The sequence below is a fragment of the Paenibacillus sp. SC116 genome, from assembly GCF_024733555.1.
GTDB lineage: Bacteria > Bacillota > Bacilli > Paenibacillales > Paenibacillaceae > Paenibacillus_B.
Genome location: NZ_JANIOF010000001.1, coordinates 1,392,782 through 1,408,676, shown reverse-complemented (window position 1 = coordinate 1,408,676; position 15,895 = coordinate 1,392,782). Strand labels below are relative to the sequence as shown.

At 42.4% G+C, this 15,895-nt stretch carries 13 protein-coding genes; 9 read left to right on the top strand and 4 right to left on the bottom strand.

From position 1 onward, the window contains the following. Nucleotides 1-21: 21 nt before the first annotated feature. Both NQ117_RS06135 and NQ117_RS06130 read left to right on the top strand, forming a co-directional pair. Nucleotides 22-510, top strand: coding sequence for a PH domain-containing protein (locus NQ117_RS06135; protein WP_258277098.1), 489 nt, complete (start codon nucleotides 22-24; stop codon nucleotides 508-510). Next, the gene (locus NQ117_RS06130; protein ID WP_258277097.1) at nucleotides 503-2,068 is read left to right on the top strand and encodes a PH domain-containing protein; all 1,566 of its coding nucleotides are present in this window, start codon (nucleotides 503-505) and stop codon (nucleotides 2,066-2,068) included. The genes NQ117_RS06135 and NQ117_RS06130 overlap by 8 nt, the downstream gene beginning before the upstream one ends. Nucleotides 2,069-2,126: 58 nt before the next feature. Here NQ117_RS06130 and NQ117_RS06125 read toward each other — a convergent pair whose 3' ends face one another. The 4 genes from NQ117_RS06125 to NQ117_RS06110 all read right to left on the bottom strand — a co-directional run bounded on the left by NQ117_RS06125 (nucleotide 2,127) and on the right by NQ117_RS06110 (nucleotide 7,018). Beyond that, the gene (locus tag NQ117_RS06125) at nucleotides 2,127-2,585 is read right to left on the bottom strand and encodes a copper amine oxidase N-terminal domain-containing protein (RefSeq protein ID WP_258277096.1); all 459 of its coding nucleotides are present in this window, start codon (nucleotides 2,583-2,585) and stop codon (nucleotides 2,127-2,129) included. Nucleotides 2,586-2,852: 267 nt separating this feature from the next. After that, a complete protein-coding gene (locus NQ117_RS06120; RefSeq protein WP_258277095.1) occupies nucleotides 2,853-4,991 on the bottom strand; it encodes a HelD family protein in 2,139 nt (712 codons plus the stop codon). 229 nt (nucleotides 4,992-5,220) lie between these two features. Then, on the bottom strand, nucleotides 5,221-5,931 hold the full coding sequence (gene deoD / locus NQ117_RS06115; RefSeq protein ID WP_258277094.1) for a purine-nucleoside phosphorylase: 711 nt from the start codon (nucleotides 5,929-5,931) through the stop codon (nucleotides 5,221-5,223). 346 nt (nucleotides 5,932-6,277) lie between these two features. Next, the gene (locus tag NQ117_RS06110) at nucleotides 6,278-7,018 is read right to left on the bottom strand and encodes a Crp/Fnr family transcriptional regulator (protein WP_258277093.1); all 741 of its coding nucleotides are present in this window, start codon (nucleotides 7,016-7,018) and stop codon (nucleotides 6,278-6,280) included. Between the two features lie 213 nt (nucleotides 7,019-7,231). Between NQ117_RS06110 and NQ117_RS06105 the strand changes: the two genes are divergently transcribed. The 7 genes from NQ117_RS06105 to NQ117_RS06075 all read left to right on the top strand — a co-directional run bounded on the left by NQ117_RS06105 (nucleotide 7,232) and on the right by NQ117_RS06075 (nucleotide 15,736). Beyond that, a complete protein-coding gene (locus tag NQ117_RS06105) occupies nucleotides 7,232-8,269 on the top strand; it encodes a BMP family lipoprotein (protein ID WP_258277092.1) in 1,038 nt (345 codons plus the stop codon). A 76-nt stretch (nucleotides 8,270-8,345) separates the two neighbouring features. Next, on the top strand, nucleotides 8,346-9,872 hold the full coding sequence (locus NQ117_RS06100) for an ABC transporter ATP-binding protein (RefSeq protein ID WP_258277091.1): 1,527 nt from the start codon (nucleotides 8,346-8,348) through the stop codon (nucleotides 9,870-9,872). Nucleotides 9,873-9,876: 4 nt separating this feature from the next. Beyond that, entirely contained in the window at nucleotides 9,877-10,986 is a 1,110-nt protein-coding gene (locus NQ117_RS06095; RefSeq protein WP_258277090.1) for an ABC transporter permease, read from the top strand. Continuing rightward, on the top strand, nucleotides 10,967-11,914 hold the full coding sequence (locus NQ117_RS06090; RefSeq protein ID WP_375163048.1) for an ABC transporter permease: 948 nt from the start codon (nucleotides 10,967-10,969) through the stop codon (nucleotides 11,912-11,914). Before NQ117_RS06095 ends, NQ117_RS06090 begins: the two co-directional genes overlap by 20 nt. A gap of 188 nt (nucleotides 11,915-12,102) precedes the next feature. Next, nucleotides 12,103-13,083 carry an ABC transporter permease gene (locus tag NQ117_RS06085; protein WP_258277088.1) on the top strand — a complete coding sequence of 327 codons (981 nt, stop codon included), beginning with the start codon at nucleotides 12,103-12,105 and terminating at the stop codon, nucleotides 13,081-13,083. Between the two features lie 12 nt (nucleotides 13,084-13,095). Next, complete coding sequence (locus NQ117_RS06080) at nucleotides 13,096-13,989, top strand: carbohydrate ABC transporter permease (RefSeq protein WP_258277087.1); 894 nt, start codon at nucleotides 13,096-13,098, stop codon at nucleotides 13,987-13,989. Between the two features lie 88 nt (nucleotides 13,990-14,077). Next, complete coding sequence (locus NQ117_RS06075) at nucleotides 14,078-15,736, top strand: extracellular solute-binding protein (protein ID WP_258277086.1); 1,659 nt, start codon at nucleotides 14,078-14,080, stop codon at nucleotides 15,734-15,736. Nucleotides 15,737-15,895 lie beyond the last annotated feature (159 nt).

Below are 15,895 nucleotides of genomic sequence, written 5' to 3'. Positions count from 1 at the left end.
AGGGCTAGTGGAGGGGTATTCATGGTAGAGAGAGAAAATCAAGCTATGCGCATGCTGCATGAAAATATGCTGGATGTATTTAGATGGCGCAGTATTCTTAGTACTTCCTTACTATTGTTAGGAGCCATAGCTTACCAAGTATGCGCGTATATATGGAGCTGGCCGCTATGGCCGGCAATCGCAGCATGCATAGGAGCTATCGTATTGTTTGTCTTGTTTGTATTTATATGGCCAAGACTAGAGTATCAATACTTTGCCTTCGCCGTTCATGAAGAAGAAATGGAGATTAAGCAAGGGGTTTGGTTCCGAAGTCATGTCCTAATTCCAATGTCCAAAGTACAGCATGTAGAAACGGAAACAGGACCACTGTTACGCACATACGGACTTGCGTCAACGATGATTGTTACTGCTGCTGGCACGCATAAAATCAGCGGATTGCTGCAAAAGGAGGCAGATGAACTTAAGTCTTATATCGGAAAGCTAGCACGGGTGGTGGATACCGATGAATGATCACGATAGCGTACAGCATTCACTAACTCGATATAAGCTTCATCCTGCCCAAATTTTTCTGTCTTGGTTGGAAGTCATTAAAGCTCTCATTCCTTTAATAATCATTGTTGCCTTTGATATCAGAGATGCGACTCAATTAGAATGGTATCATACGATTTTGCCTGGTATATTGCTATTCGGGCTTTTTACAAGCTATTTGTCTTGGCAGCGATTCTATTATGTGCTTGAGCATGATCGCCTTCGTATCCATAAAGGTATTTTATTCAGGGAAGAACGTAATCTTTATTATTCTCGTATTCATTCCGTTAATGTGGAGCAGCCGTTAATTCATCGGTTGTTAGGGGTGGCTCGAATTAAGATCGAAATGCCCGGGGGAAAGACTGAGGGGGATGGCGTACTAAAGGCGATAACACTGAATACGGCAAATGAATTGGAACAGTGGATTCGCAGTCAATCCTCTTCGCTGAAGCAGAAAAAAGAAGTTGAAGTAGAGACACAGGTGAAACAAGAGCTAGGCCGAGAGCAGAGCGATGATATTGCTACCCGTACTGCTATTTCAACTGATGTTATGGATAACAAAGAAGATCATGGGAATAACACCAATCAAACTGCTACTTATACATTAAAATTGCCTTTCATGAAAGTGTTGTTTGCTTCGATGACAACCGTCAATATTGGGTTGGTTATTACTTTTATCCTCGGTGTGATTTCATTTGCTGATGATATTTTGCCAGCTGCTGTGTATAATCGAATCCTTTCAACTGCACAAACGATATTCCCGACTTGGTGGGGAATTGTCATTGTTGGTGTCGTTGCGGCATGGATTCTTTCCACAGTTCTTTATATATTGAAATATGGCGGATTTCAATTAGAGTCTGATGGAAGTCAAATTAGCATATCCTACGGATTGCTAGAGAAGAAGAAGCATGTGTTTCGCATTAAGCGGGTTCAGGCAATCGTTGTAAAGGAAGGTATTCTTCGTCAAGCTCTTGGATATGCCGAGGTTGGACTTCATGTCGTATCTTCGAACAAAAACGAAACCGTAATTTTACATCCATTTATTCGTAAGCAGCTCCTACAAAGTTGGTTGGCTGAGATGGTTCCACAGTTTAACTGGGTCGAGCGTGAGAAACGTTCTCCTATGAGGGCGCTTTGGACCTTCTTAAAATGGGATATCTTTTTAAATGGATTAATTATAGCTGCTGCTGTCTGGTATTTTGGTATGGTTGGCTGGTGGGCTCTGCTGCTATTCGTTGTAACAGTGCCGCTTTCTTATACGGCACATTCGGATGAAGGATTTACGTGCCGTGATGAACAACTTACGATTTGGAAAAGGGATTTGGCACGATATACGATCTTTGCACGTCGTAGGCAATTGGTAACATTCGAAAAGCGATCAACACCTATTCAGAAAAAGCTTCGTCTCCAACGAATGAAAGTGAAACTGATGGGAGATGTTGGGGGAACCAGTTTCAGTACACAATGTTTGGATGAGCATGAGGTAGAAGAGGTATGGAATTGGTTTAAAAGGGACACGCGTCAATATCAACAGAATTAACGACTGCAGCGACAGCCTTAGTTACGTGTGAGAACGAACTAAGGTTGTTTTTTGTGCATTACGAATCGTCAGCTGAGCTACCATCCAAGAAGATAGCGGTCTTGGATGGCTGGTCCCAGCTGACTGGAAGTCTGAATACTTTTTTAAGAAGTGAAATAGGTACATAGGTGCGTTTATTTTTAATAATTGGCTTTTCGGTTAAGGTAACATCTTTTCCATTTACTTTTAGCTTGTCGCTAATGGAATACCAATTAACCTGATTTTGCCCTCCTTTTATGGTAACGGAATGGGAGGTGGATTCCCAGCTAAGCTCAACGTCCATCACTTCATGGAGCTGAGATGCAAGAATGTAGCTAGCGCCTTCGTGCATAATTGCTCCTGATAAAATGGATTCACCATGAGCGTTGACCACATTAACGGTATGGTTGTCAACTGTAGTCGCAGCCTGTACAGGTGGAACTAGATTTAGTGAAAGGGCAATGACTAATGTAAAGGTTACTAGGGTGGTTTTCTTCAATTTCATAACCTCCTTCAATAGAATGACGTTTTATGATTAGAAAAAGTTTCATGAAATTAAATGAGGCGCTAATATTTTTTTGATTTTCTATATAGTACTTAAACCAAACGAAGTAAAATCGATCACAGCTTAGAAAAAATATTTTGCAACGTAGAAGATAGGTTGCTGCTATAGGAAGGTGCTGCTTTGCATATTCAAAAATGAATAAACCCAGACGCCCCCTTTTTATAACGAAAAAGGGGGCGTCTGGGCTTTATTAACCAATAATTATTCGGTGGCGTTATCAATTAACGGGGTACATGTTCCCGTATACAGTACAGTTAAGCGATGCAATGCTCTTGTACAGCCTACATAGAGCAGGCGAGTCTCAAGTGGCTGCAGACCATAGCGGCTGCTGTCAGCACCAACAATCGTTACGGCATCAAACTCCAAACCTTTCGATAGATATACAGGCAGTACAGAGATGCCCCCTGCATACTTATCTTGTTTGCCATCCATCAAATTAATTTCCCAACCGTTCTCTCTAAGTTGAGCAGCTAATTGACGCGCTTCCTCAGTCGTGCGAGTGAGCAGAGCTGTTGTCTCATAGTTGTGTTCTTTCATGGCTCTAAGCTCATTTTCGATATAAGTGAGCTGGTTATCCTCGCCATGTGAAAGGACTCGAACAGGTTCCCCACTGCGGAAGACAGGCTCTGCCAGAATTGGGTTCGTAATTCCGCGTTTCAAGATGACATTGGCAAACTCTATAATCTCCATTGTGGAGCGGTAGCTTCGTTTTAGCTCGAAGTAACCTGTATCTTCTTCTGGGAAAAGATTGCGAAGTTCATCCCAGCTTTCGATGCCAGCATAAGCATGAATGCCCTGAGAAAGATCGCCAAGCACAGTAAATGATTGACTGCGGACGCATTGATTCAATAAAGCCAGATGAAGGGGAGAGAAGTCTTGTGCCTCATCAATGACAATGTGATCAAAAGTATGCGTACGCTCAACGCCATGCATAAGCACATGGATATAGGTCAAAGTGGTTAAGTCTTCTTGGCGAATTTTATTTTGTTTCAGATCGCTGACCGTTTGTTTCCATAATGCTGGTGTTAAAAAATGACGTACTGTTTCAGCTTTTATCAGTGTTTTGTAGATATGCAGCACTTCTGGCTTTGGCCATTTTTTCATATATGCTTTCAGACGGGAAGATGATTTGCGTTTCTTCTCCTGAAGAGCTGTACGTGAACGCTCACGCTTCAGTTCCATTTCAATCCAACGTTGAATACGTGCAGATACACGTTCTAGCCGCTTAGCAGGAGCATATGAACGGTACTCCTCATGATACCATGTCATCAACTGCTCACGTTGAATAAGCGCCCCGTCCCATGGACTAAAGTCTTCTTCTGGTACGGCCTGCTCGACAATGTCTTGCACAGCATCCTGAATAAGTTGTTTCCATGCAAGAGAACCTTTCATTCTACCGCCAGCAGCCTGAATATCTTGATGGGCTCCTTGCAACTCACCATACCAGAGCTCGGCTTCTTCTGCTGAGCTGATGAAATGTACCCGATCATCTAGCTCGATCCATTCAAGCGCCCAATCAGCAAAGGTGCGCTGTTGGATATTGCCTACACCTAGTTCAGGAAGCACATCAGATATATAATCCAAGAACATTCGGTTAGGGGCAAATATAATCATTCGTTCCGCTCGTACTTGCTCTTGATACTGATAAAGTAAAAACGCCAAGCGATGCAGGGCTACCGTTGTTTTACCACTACCAGCAACTCCTTGTATAAACAAGGCTTTGTTTTTGGGTGCACGAATAATGAGATCCTGCTCTGCTTGAATCGTGGATACGATATCACGAAGTTTATTGTCTTTATTTTCACCTAGTCGGTAGACGAGAAACTCATCGTTTACATGTTCATCTCCAGATGAGCGATTATACGTATCTGCTACCCGTTGCAAACGTTCCTGACGGATGACCAGATTTCGCTTCAAATCGACATGCGCTGTTTCGGTTCCTTCAGGAGTTTCATACGAAACGGCATCTTCTCCTCCGTTGAAAGCATAAAATAAACTAGCAACCGGAGCTCTCCAATCCAATACAAGAGGGTAGGCTTCTGTATCACCAAGCTTCCAGGTCTCTTCATCGTCGACGCCTTGTTTACCTATATAGAGAATATGGCTATTGTCACGACCGACTTGTCGTACGTCCATTCTCGCGAAGTACGGGTCTTTAATAGCTCTACGAAGCTGTTGCCTTCTTGTTTCACGATGATCCTCAAGTACTTGCTCTGTAAAATCTGAGCCACGATAGACTGGGATTTGTTTCAGTTCATCATACTGCCTATGAATGAGAGACAATGTCTGTTCGAGACGTTGTTCTTCATCTTGATAGGCACTTTGAAAAGATTCGCTCACTTTCAGTTACCTCCTAAGAGTAATTTGAAATAGCACCACATTGTTCTTACGTACGTAAAAACAGGAAGGTAACTATAACATATCGAGATAGTGAACACAACATACAGCATTGTATTCCCCGTTCTGGTACGTCCTTATACCGCAGGTGGAAACGAAAACAAACCGGGCTTTCCTTATTGGAATGCCCGGCTGTGTTTCATGTATTTCGCATTTCAAACAAATACGAATCTTATTTACCTTCTACGATCGCATCAAGCGCAAGCTCGATCATTTGGTTAAATGTTGTTTGGCGCTCTTGGGAGCTAGTTTGCTCGCCTGTTAGAATGTGATCGCTTACTGTTAGCAAGGACAACGCTTTTACGCCATGCTTTGCAGCCAATGTGTATAATGCAGCTGTTTCCATCTCTACAGCCATTACGCCGAAGTTACCAAGTCTGTTAACAGCCTCTGGGTTCTCGGAGTAGAAGTAGTCGGAAGTGTGAACATTACCAACACGCACTTGCATTTGACGTTCTTGAGAAATCATGTATGCACGATGCAATAGATCGAAATCTGCAATTGGCGAGAATGAAAGGCCAGGGAAGTAGTGTGAAATGATGGATGAATCTGTTGTAACGCCCTGTGCCATCAATACTTCACGAAGTTGAACTTCATGTTGAATTGCTCCGCAAGTACCTACACGAACCAATGTTTTAACGCCGTAATCTTTAATAAGCTCTGTAGCATAAATGGAGAAGGACGGAATACCCATACCTGTTCCCTGTACAGAGATACGCTCACCTTTGTAAGTACCAGTATAGCCAAACATGTTACGAACTTGGTTATAGCATTGCACATCTTCTAAAAATGTCTCTGCAATATGCTTCGCACGAAGCGGGTCACCTGGAAGAAGTACTTTCTCTGCAATTGCACCTTGTGGAGCTTCTAAATGTATACTCATGCTAAACCTCCAAATTGTCATTCGTGTAATGTAACAACATGTATCATCTTAATTTGAATGATCAACTTTGACCATCGGTTAATTGAAGATCAAGGTTGATACCGTTAATATAGGATGACACGAAAATGCTGTTTGAATACTAGCCTAACACCACATATTCATCATTTCAGTGTTTTGTAACGTTTTCATTTTGTGTTCTTGCTCACAAAAAAATAGTTCTCGGCTTCACTGCGACTAGGCCAAAGGTTGGACTACAATGGTGCTAGAATCATTTAGCAAAGAAGTTCTGGTACAGGCATTCATTCAATAATTCAGTTGGATGTTGCTATTTTAAAAAAGTAGCCAGCTAAGAGTTGAATGTATGGGCAGTGTCTTTACGGCGCCAGAAGCGCTGTTTCTGTTCAATGAATGCAGAATCACTGACTTCTGACATTTTCTTCAAATTCATAATTGTAATCGTTTTCTGATTAACAGCTATTAATCCTTCATCTTGAAATTCTTTGAGTGTCTTGGATAAAGACTCTCGCGTCACGCCTACCATATTGGCAAGTACATGATGAGGGAACTTATATTGAATTTGAATGTAACCGCTGTCTTCAACACCTAAGTTGGTTGATAGGTCCAGCAGCAGGTTAGCGCATTTACGTCTAACGTCCATAAAGGATAAGTAGCATATTTTACGATTCAACACCCGAATGTTATCTACGAGCTGGCAGTAGGCACGACGCAATATCGAAGGATATCGTTCGGTTAGTTCCATAAAGTCTTCACCGCTAAGCATCCATGCCTGTACGTTATCCATTGCTTCAATAGAAGCAATTCTAGCGGAGGCAGGATCGATAGCTTCCACTTCGCCAATGGTTTCGCCAGGGAAGAAGAAGTTGAAAATAAACTCTTTATCTTCCTCAATGCGATAAACTTTGACGAAGCCGGAGCGAATAATAAAAATGTCTCTGTTCGTATCTTCTTCGTAAATAATGGTGTGATTCTTTTTGAAATGACGGTGCTTTAGCTTAGGAATCAGTTCTTTTATAGCATGCTCAGGCAAATCCTGAAAGAAGTTAACCTGACGCAGATCATCAATCATCGTATTAATCCACCTTGTTTATAGTATCACTAGTGTCATCATACACTAGAAAACGCTTTCAAACCAAGTTTAACTTCTGATTACTTTAGTGTGGAGGTGATGGTTTTAGTTACCAGCTATATTTCTAGTAACAAAGTTATGGTGCATTTTAGTAACTTAGGTTACGATAGGTAATGGCAATTCCAATACATCATTCATAGGGGGAACATACGCATGAAGAAAAAAGGTTGGTTATTAATGCTTGCAAGTGTTATGGTGCTCACGCTCGTATTGTCTGGCTGTGGCGCTAAAAACAAAGAGACAGATTCAGCAGCTGGTGGCTCAGCACCTAAAAGTGATCTTAAAGTAGGCCTCGTAACAGACTTGGGTAGTGTAAACGACAAGTCATTCAACCAGAGTGCGTGGGAAGGCTTGCAAAAGCTTCGTGATGAAAAAGGTGTTAATGTCAAGTACATGGAGCCTAAAAAAGACTCCGAAATCATTCCTAACTTGAACCAATTCGTAAAGAGTGGCTATGATTTGACATGGGCAACAGGCTTTACAATGATGGATCCTGTTAAGCAAATTGCAGGAGAAAATCCAAATGCTAAACTTGCTATTATTGACGCGGAAGTAAAAGCACCTAACGTCGCTTCCGTCCTGTTCCAAGAGCATGAAGGCTCTTTCTTGGTTGGTGTTATTGCTGGTCTAACAACTAAAACGAACAAACTTGGTTTCGTAGGCGGCTTGGAATTGCCAGTTATCAAGCGCTTTGAAGTTGGCTTCCGCGCTGGTGTAGAAGCAGTTAACCCAGAAGCAGCGAAGAACTTGAAAGTTATTTACACAGCAGACTTCAGCCGTGTAGACAAAGGTAAATCTGCAGCTTCTACGATTTATGAAGGCGGCGCGGACATTATTTTCCACGCATCTGGTATGACAGGTAACGGTGTATTTAATGAAGCAAAAGAACGTAAGCAACGCGGTGAAAATGTTTGGGTTATCGGTGTAGATATGGACCAATCCTTGACATTCGGTGATGAGATTACATTGACTTCTATGATCAAGCGTGTTGACAATGCAGTAATCGAAATTACGAACCAATTGGAAGGCGACAAGTTCCCAGCAGGTAAAACAACTTACATGGGATTGAAAGAAAAAGGTGTAGATATCGCGCCTACTTCTACGAAGAACGTTGCTCCAGAAGTATTGGAAAAAGTAGAAGAGTTCCGTACGAAAATTATCAACGGTGAAATTAAAGTTCCTAGCGAGTAATTGTTACTTTTACGATATGCATTGCCAATTCCCCTGCCGCATAAGTGGTGGGGGAACTTCTTAAGGAGGAATCCGTATGACCGCTCAACACGACATCGTTCTTGAGCTTAAGGGGCTCACCAAGCGATTTCCGGGAATCGTTGCAAATGACAGCATAGACTTACAGTTGCGCAAGGGTGAAATATTAGCGCTGCTAGGTGAGAACGGGGCCGGGAAATCGACTCTGATGAATATGGTGTTTGGTCTTTACCAGCCAAGTGAAGGTGAGATTTGGGTAAATGGCCAGCCAGTTTCCATGGACACCCCTAGTAAAGCAATTGAACTCGGCATCGGAATGGTTCATCAGCATTTTAAGCTCGTACCACCGTTCACGGTAACAGAAAATATTGTACTAGGCATGGAGACGAAGAAAGGTCTAGCTATTGATCTTAAGTCATCTGCGCAGCGAATTCAGGAATTGTCTGATAGATACAATTTAAATATTAAGCCACATGCAGTTGTAGATTCGATCTCAGTAGGTATGCAGCAGCGTGTAGAAATCATGAAAATTTTGTACCGCGGTGCAGATATTCTGATTTTTGACGAACCGACGGCTGTGCTGACGCCACAAGAGATTACTGAATTGCTTGCTATATTGAAAGGACTGGCGGCAGAAGGCAAATCCATCATCATCATTACGCACAAGCTAAAAGAGATAATGGAAATTGCAGATCGTTGTACGGTTATTCGCAGGGGTAAAGTTATCGATACGCTGGACGTAGCTACAGCTTCTCCGGAAGCGCTTGCAGAGCGTATGGTTGGTCGTAACGTAAGCCTTCATGTAGATAAAGAGCCTGCGCAGCCTGGTGAACGAATGCTGGAAGTAAAGGATCTGCATGTGAAGGATGCAAGCGGTCAAGCTATGCTTCGAGGTGTAAGCTTCGACATTCGTGCAGGTGAAATCGTTGGTATTGCTGGTGTAGACGGAAACGGTCAAAGTGAACTAATAGAGGCATTGACTGGCATGATGAAGGTGGATTCTGGCTCCATTCGCTTGAATGGCGCAGATATGGGCAATTTATCTCCGCGTGCAGTCAGTGAATCAGGTGTTGGGCACATTCCACAGGATAGACATAAACATGGACTTGTCCTTGATTTTACAGTGAGTGAAAACTCGGTCTTGAAGTCTTATTACAATGAACCAATGAGCAAGTTTGGAATATTGCAAGAAACCAATATAAGAAAAGAAGCAGAGCGTTTCATTGAAAACTATGATATTCGTACGCCAGGTACAGAGGTTCAAGCACGTTCGCTATCTGGTGGTAACCAGCAAAAAATCATTATCGCACGCGAGATCGAGGCGAATCCGAAATTCCTAATTGCTGCACAGCCAACTCGTGGCTTGGATGTAGGAGCTATCTCATTTGTGCATAAACAGTTAATTGCTGAACGCGATGCTGGCAAAGCCGTTCTGCTCGTTTCATTCGAATTGGATGAAATTTTAGATGTAGCAGATCGCATTCTCGTTATTTTCAACGGACAAATTGTTGGAGAGACGACTCCTGCGGCTACCAATGAGCAGAAGTTAGGATTAATGATGGCAGGAAAGTTGGGGGGAGAATAGTCCAATGGCTAAGCTTAAGTCATTCATCAATGTATTTAGACAAGAATCCATTTGGATTTCGATCATTTCCATTTTCCTCGGCTTACTGATCGGTGCGGTCGTTATGTTAATCGGGGGCTACGAGCCTATCTTGGCTTATCAGTCGATGATCGAGAAAATTGTAGGAAATTCCTATGATATCGGTGAGACACTTCGCTCCATAATGCCACTTATACTGACTGGTTTGGCTGTTGCGGTTGCTTTCCGTGGTGGAATGTTCAACATCGGGGTAGAGGGACAAATCGTTATGGGCTCCATCGGTGCATTATTAGTTGGACATTTCTTGGAGCTTCCGCCTATCCTGCATACATTGTTTGCAATCGTTGTAGGAGCTATATTCGGTGGTCTCTGGGGAATGCTTGTTGCTTGGTTGAAAACAAGCAGAGGCATTAACGAGGTTGTTACATGTATCATGTTGAACTGGAGTGCGCTATATATTAGCCATATCGTTGTTCGTATGTTCATGATGGAAGAAGGTACGGCACGTTCGAAGCTGATTCAAGATTCAGCAAGCATTGAGATTCCATTCCTAATCGAATGGTTTGATGGAGCTCGTATCCACTGGGGCTTCGTGATCACGATGCTTCTTCTAATCGGCTATTCCTTCTACATGAATAAGACGAAGTGGGGCTATGAACTGCGTGCAGTTGGTTCCAGCAAACACGCTGCTCATTACGCTGGTATTTCTGTAAATAAGACGATTCATCGCACATTCTTTATTTCCGGTATGATGGGTGGATTAGTCGGTACATTTGAAATCTTGGGTGTATTCAAATATTTGGCTATCGCACCAACAACATCGGGGCTTGGCTTCGACGGTATCGCGGTTGCATTGCTAGGTATGAATACAGCAATCGGCATATTGTTGGCTGCTACATTGTTCGGAGCATTGATGTATGGCTCTCAAGGAATGAGCTTTGGTGCTGATGTTCCAGGAGAAGTAATTCGCATGGTTGTTAGTATTATTATTTTCTTTGCAGCGGCTCCTGGCATGCTTCGCGTGTTATTCAAACTTCGACGTTCTACTCGTAGGAAGGAGGTGAGCGCTCGTGGAAATGATAGCGTTTCTCATTAATGGTACGTTCGTATTTGCGACTGCGCTTATCTTTGCAGCATTGGGTGGTCTCATTACTGAGCGTGCAGGTGTAATTAACCTTGGATTAGAAGGCTTCATGGTATCTGGTGCATTTACTGCTGGTGTCGTTACTTATTATGCGGAACAAGCAAACATGGGCGGCGCGTCACCTTGGATTGGATTCTTGGCTGCACCAATATTCACCTTGCTATTCGCCCTATTACATGCTATCGCTTCCGTTCGATTTAAAGCGAATCAAGTAATTAGTGGTATCGTTGTAAACATGTTGGCAGCGAGCTCGACGTTCTTCTTTGTAAAGTTGTTGTTCGATGGTGCAGCGGAAACGCCATTGTTGCAAAACGTGTTTAGCAAAGTTAGCATTCCTGTCTTGTCTGAACTTCCGTTTGTAGGCGTCGCTTTCTTTAGCCTATATCCAGTAACGTATATTGCTATCGCACTAGCAATCATCATTTACTTCGTTATGTATCGTACGCCGCTTGGCTTGCGCTTACGAGCTGTAGGTGAGCACCCTGGTTCGGCAGATACGGCAGGTGTTCGAGTAAATCGCTTGCGCTTCTTGGCAGTATTAGCAGGCGGTATGATCGCATCCCTTGGGGGAGCAACTATCACATTGACGATGAACAGCAGCTTTACATTCCATACGATTTCTGGTCAAGGTTTCATCGCCTTGGCAGCTGTAATCTTTGGTCGTTGGCATCCAATCGGAGCCTTTGGCGCTGCGTTGTTCTTCGGTGTAGCACAAGCGGTTAAAGACCAAATTCAAGTCGTGGAAGCAGCAAAGCATATTCCGAATGAAGTATTCTACTTGCTTCCTTATGTACTTACGCTTATCGTACTAATCTTTACATCGAAAAAATCCAGCTCTCCGGCTGCACTCGGTGTTCCGTATGAACCTGGTAAACGTTAATCAACATAACAATTAATAAAAGACCTACTGTGAAATTCATTTTCGCAGTAGGTCTTTTTGCATGAAATGATATAACTTCATGGGAAAGTATCACAATTCGTTGTTTACTCATCTATTCGTTTTAGCTGTTGCTTCATACAATAGTAGTACAGAAGTCTATAAAGAGAGATGGAAAGGAGAGAATGATTATGTCGCCTACTGACTTGAGCACTTCTAAAGGCTCAGCGCCAGATCCAGGGCCCCAAATCAAAGCATCACAGCATAGTGGATGGCAGCGCTTTATTAAACAAATCGATATTCAATTGATGGTACTGCCAGCTCTCTGCTTCGTATTTGTTTTTAGTTATATCCCGATGTACGGGGTACTAACTGCTTTCCAGGATTATAGTTTGTTCAAAGGATTCTTTGCTAGTGAATGGGTTGGTTTAAAGCATTTCGCAGCTTTCTTCAATTCTCCTGATTTTGAGCGAGTATTACGTAATACGCTCGTAATTAGCTTTTTGAAGTTATTAATCAGCTTCCCGGCACCTATTCTTCTTGCCTTAATGCTTAACGAGGTTGGTAACAAATACTTTAAGAGTCTTGTTCAAACCTTAAGCTACTTACCGCACTTCTTGTCTTGGGTTATCGTATCGGGCTTTGTTATCTCGATGCTATCTGTCGACAACGGCAGCATAAACATCATTTTAGAGAAGCTTAATTTAATTGAAGAACCATTGAATTTCCTTTCAATGCCTGAGTATTTCTGGTCTATCCTAATTACGACCAACGTCTGGAAGGAAATCGGATTCGCTTCGATTGTATACTTGGCTGCGATTGCAGGTATCGATCCTCACTTGTATGAGGCAGCAGCGATGGATGGTGCAAGCCGGTTTAAACAAATATTCCTGATAACGCTTCCATGTATCATGCCTGTAATAATCATCTTCATGATTCTTGCCATCGGTAACATTATGAATGCAGGATTTGAAGATATATTGCTCCTGAGTAAGGATAAAATCGTTTGGAGCGTATCGGATGTTATAGACACCTATGTGCTGAGGGTAGGTATTGAGAATCATCGATACTCTTATGCAGCTGCAGTAGGATTGTTCAAATCAGTAGTCAGTATCATACTACTCACAATAGCTAACGCCATCGCTCGTCGCAGCGGCAACAGTTTGTGGTAAGGAGGTAGCACGATGAAACTAACATTTGGCGATAAAATGCTTCAAATTTGGATTTACTCGTTTCTAACCTTGCTGGCCTTCGTAACGGTTTACCCTTTCTGGAATGCCGGGGTTATATCATTGAATGATGGTAAAGATACGATGCTTGGAGGAATTACTTTCTGGCCTCGAGAGTTTACCTTAGAGAACTATAAGATTGTGTTGCAAGATGAACGAATTCTGAATGGTTTTGTCATATCTATCTCACGTACAGTTCTTGGTACTTTGCTAAGTATTTTCGCCACATCTTTATTGGCTTACGGCATGACAAAGAGAGAACTGATGGGCCGTAAATATTACATGATTATGTGCGTATTCACGATGTACTTCAGTGGAGGCTTGATTCCAAGCTACTTGCTTATTCGTGAGTTGGGATTGATGGATACATTCTGGGTTATGATCTTGCCAGGTCTGGTATCGGTTTGGAACATGATTATATTCCGTACGTTCTTTGCGGGATTGCCGGCAGGACTTGAAGAGTCGGCTAAAATGGATGGTTGTGGACCTTGGAAAACTTACTTCTATATCGTTCTTCCATTGTCGGGTCCTGTTATCGCAACATTGTCCTTGTTTACAGCAGTAGCACATTGGAATGAATGGTTTATACCGAGTATTTATATCAATAATGAAAATCTACTGCCTGTTCAAACCATTCTACGTAATACGTTGAATGCAAATATCATGACGGAGCAGATGAGTAAGCTGGATCCACAGGCTGCTGCTCGAATGGCAGGCGCAGCCAATGTAACTACGAAATCGCTGTCAATGGCAACGATGATGGTAGCAACATTGCCAATCATCATGGTATATCCGTTCTTGCAGCGTTTCTTCGTTAAAGGTGTATTGGTAGGTTCCTTGAAAGAGTAGTCTCTAACTGTTGTTGTTTGGAGCTTTTGCTTTGAACATAGATGATCTTACTGATCAGCACACGCATAATAAGAGAGGGGTTATGTCTATGAAGAACCGTTGGGGTAAGTCATTGTTGCTTCCGCTAATCGCGGTATTTGCAGCAATGTCATTGTTGGCTGGCTGTGGCGGCGGTGGAACACCTGCTGCAACAACACCAGAGAAAGGTTCTGAAACACCAGCAACAGAAGCAAGTGCAAGTGCGAAGTATGAGTTTGGTAAAGAACCGCTTGAAATCGAACTTTATGGTCACTATGACTGGTTCTCTATGCCAGCATGGGGTGGTGACCCTGCAACAAAATGGATTCTAGACAATATGAAAGTTACAATCAAGCCAATTCTCTCAGGTGGTAAAGCAAACCAAAAGCTTAACACACTGATCGCAGGCGGGACGCTTCCTGATGTAATCTGGATGCAGCGTGATGGCGAAGTTGAGCGTTTGCGTCAAAATGGGTTGCTCGTTCCATTTGATGAGTATTTGGATAAATATCCGAACTTAAAAGAGTGGGCTGGCGAAGATACGCTTAACATGCTTCGTTCTCCAGACGGCAAATTGTATCAGTTCCCGAACTGGTATACAAAAGAGCCTAACGGTAACGGTGGCTACATGTTGAATATTAAAATGTATAAAGAGCTTGGCGAACCTAAAATCGAAACGTTGGATGACTTCTATAACTACCTAAAGGCAGTTAAAGCGAAGTATCCTAACGTTATTCCGTTCGAGCCAGGCTTAGAGGCACAAGGATTTGATACGCTCTATTCTGCGTTCAAAGAATCAACGCCTCCAACACACATTTCGATTCGTGCTGTACCTAATGGCGACAAGTTGACATCACTTTTCATGGATCCAACTTATCGTGAATCGATGCAGTTTATTAACAAACTGTATCGCGAAGGTTTGGTAGCAAAAGATGCGTTGACGCAAACAGAAGACCAAGTTAAAGAAAAAGTTATGAATGGTCGTGTTGCTGTTTATTCTTCTGCTGATACAACAAAATTCGGAAGTATGGGACATGCGGCATTGACAAAGAATGATCCTAATGATGGCTATTTCATGATTTGGCCATTTGCTAAAGATGGAATTCCTAAAGATAAAATTCATCCTGGTCATTACAACTCTTTGGGTTGGAACGTAAGCGTAATTACAACATCAGCTGAGAATCCAGAAGCAGTATTCGCATTCTGGGATTACATGACTGGTCCTGAAGGATTCCGCGTATTGTTCTGGGGACCAGAAGGTCTGTACTGGGAAGGTGTAGACGCTGACGGAGTACCGAAGTTGAAAGATGAATACTTTACTAAAGAAAAAGAACGTCAAGATCTGATGGATAAGTTGGTTAACTTCCAATGGGTTGGTAACACGGGATACATTGATCCTGCTAAGTCCAAGTTCGAACTTCAGCTTCCGCCAGAAAAACGTACATGGGAAACAAGATGGCAGTCTGAGATCACTTGGAAAACGCAGTATAACGCTACTGAGTTCCAAAATCTAGATCCATCAAAAGAATCTGATGAAGGTATTGCAAGACAGGCAGTAGAAGACATCTACTTGGAAGCTCGTTCTCAAGCATTGTACGCGAAGAGCGAAGAAGATGTATTGAAAGTACTTGACAAAGCTAATGCTGATGCAGATGCTGTTGGTTACAGCACAGTGCTTGACTACAAAACGAAAATTTGGAATGATAACAAACAAAAACTGGGTAAATAAGAACGCATAGTAGAGAAGTTAAGTCTATACATTCGTATAGACTTAACTTTTTTTGCTTTTTATGAAAACAATGGTCGTGTGAAAGAATAGCTCATGATACAATAGATCCATAAGTTGGAATAGTTCGTGATACTTTTTTTATTTGCTCCAGTTTCTATT

What these genes read in the sequence shown, in the direction of transcription:
- NQ117_RS06135 (WP_258277098.1), top strand. Translation starts at nt 22, where the DNA reads ATGGTAGAGAGAGAAAATCAAGCTATGCGCATGCTGCATGAAAATATG.
- NQ117_RS06130 (WP_258277097.1), top strand. Translation starts at nt 503, where the DNA reads ATGAATGATCACGATAGCGTACAGCATTCACTAACTCGATATAAGCTT.
- deoD (WP_258277094.1), bottom strand. Translation starts at nt 5,931, where the DNA reads ATGAGTATACATTTAGAAGCTCCACAAGGTGCAATTGCAGAGAAAGTA.
- NQ117_RS06110 (WP_258277093.1), bottom strand. Translation starts at nt 7,018, where the DNA reads ATGATTGATGATCTGCGTCAGGTTAACTTCTTTCAGGATTTGCCTGAG.
- NQ117_RS06105 (WP_258277092.1), top strand. Translation starts at nt 7,232, where the DNA reads ATGAAGAAAAAAGGTTGGTTATTAATGCTTGCAAGTGTTATGGTGCTC.
- NQ117_RS06100 (WP_258277091.1), top strand. Translation starts at nt 8,346, where the DNA reads ATGACCGCTCAACACGACATCGTTCTTGAGCTTAAGGGGCTCACCAAG.
- NQ117_RS06095 (WP_258277090.1), top strand. Translation starts at nt 9,877, where the DNA reads ATGGCTAAGCTTAAGTCATTCATCAATGTATTTAGACAAGAATCCATT.
- NQ117_RS06090 (WP_375163048.1), top strand. Translation starts at nt 10,967, where the DNA reads ATGATAGCGTTTCTCATTAATGGTACGTTCGTATTTGCGACTGCGCTT.
- NQ117_RS06085 (WP_258277088.1), top strand. Translation starts at nt 12,103, where the DNA reads ATGTCGCCTACTGACTTGAGCACTTCTAAAGGCTCAGCGCCAGATCCA.
- NQ117_RS06080 (WP_258277087.1), top strand. Translation starts at nt 13,096, where the DNA reads ATGAAACTAACATTTGGCGATAAAATGCTTCAAATTTGGATTTACTCG.
- NQ117_RS06075 (WP_258277086.1), top strand. Translation starts at nt 14,078, where the DNA reads ATGAAGAACCGTTGGGGTAAGTCATTGTTGCTTCCGCTAATCGCGGTA.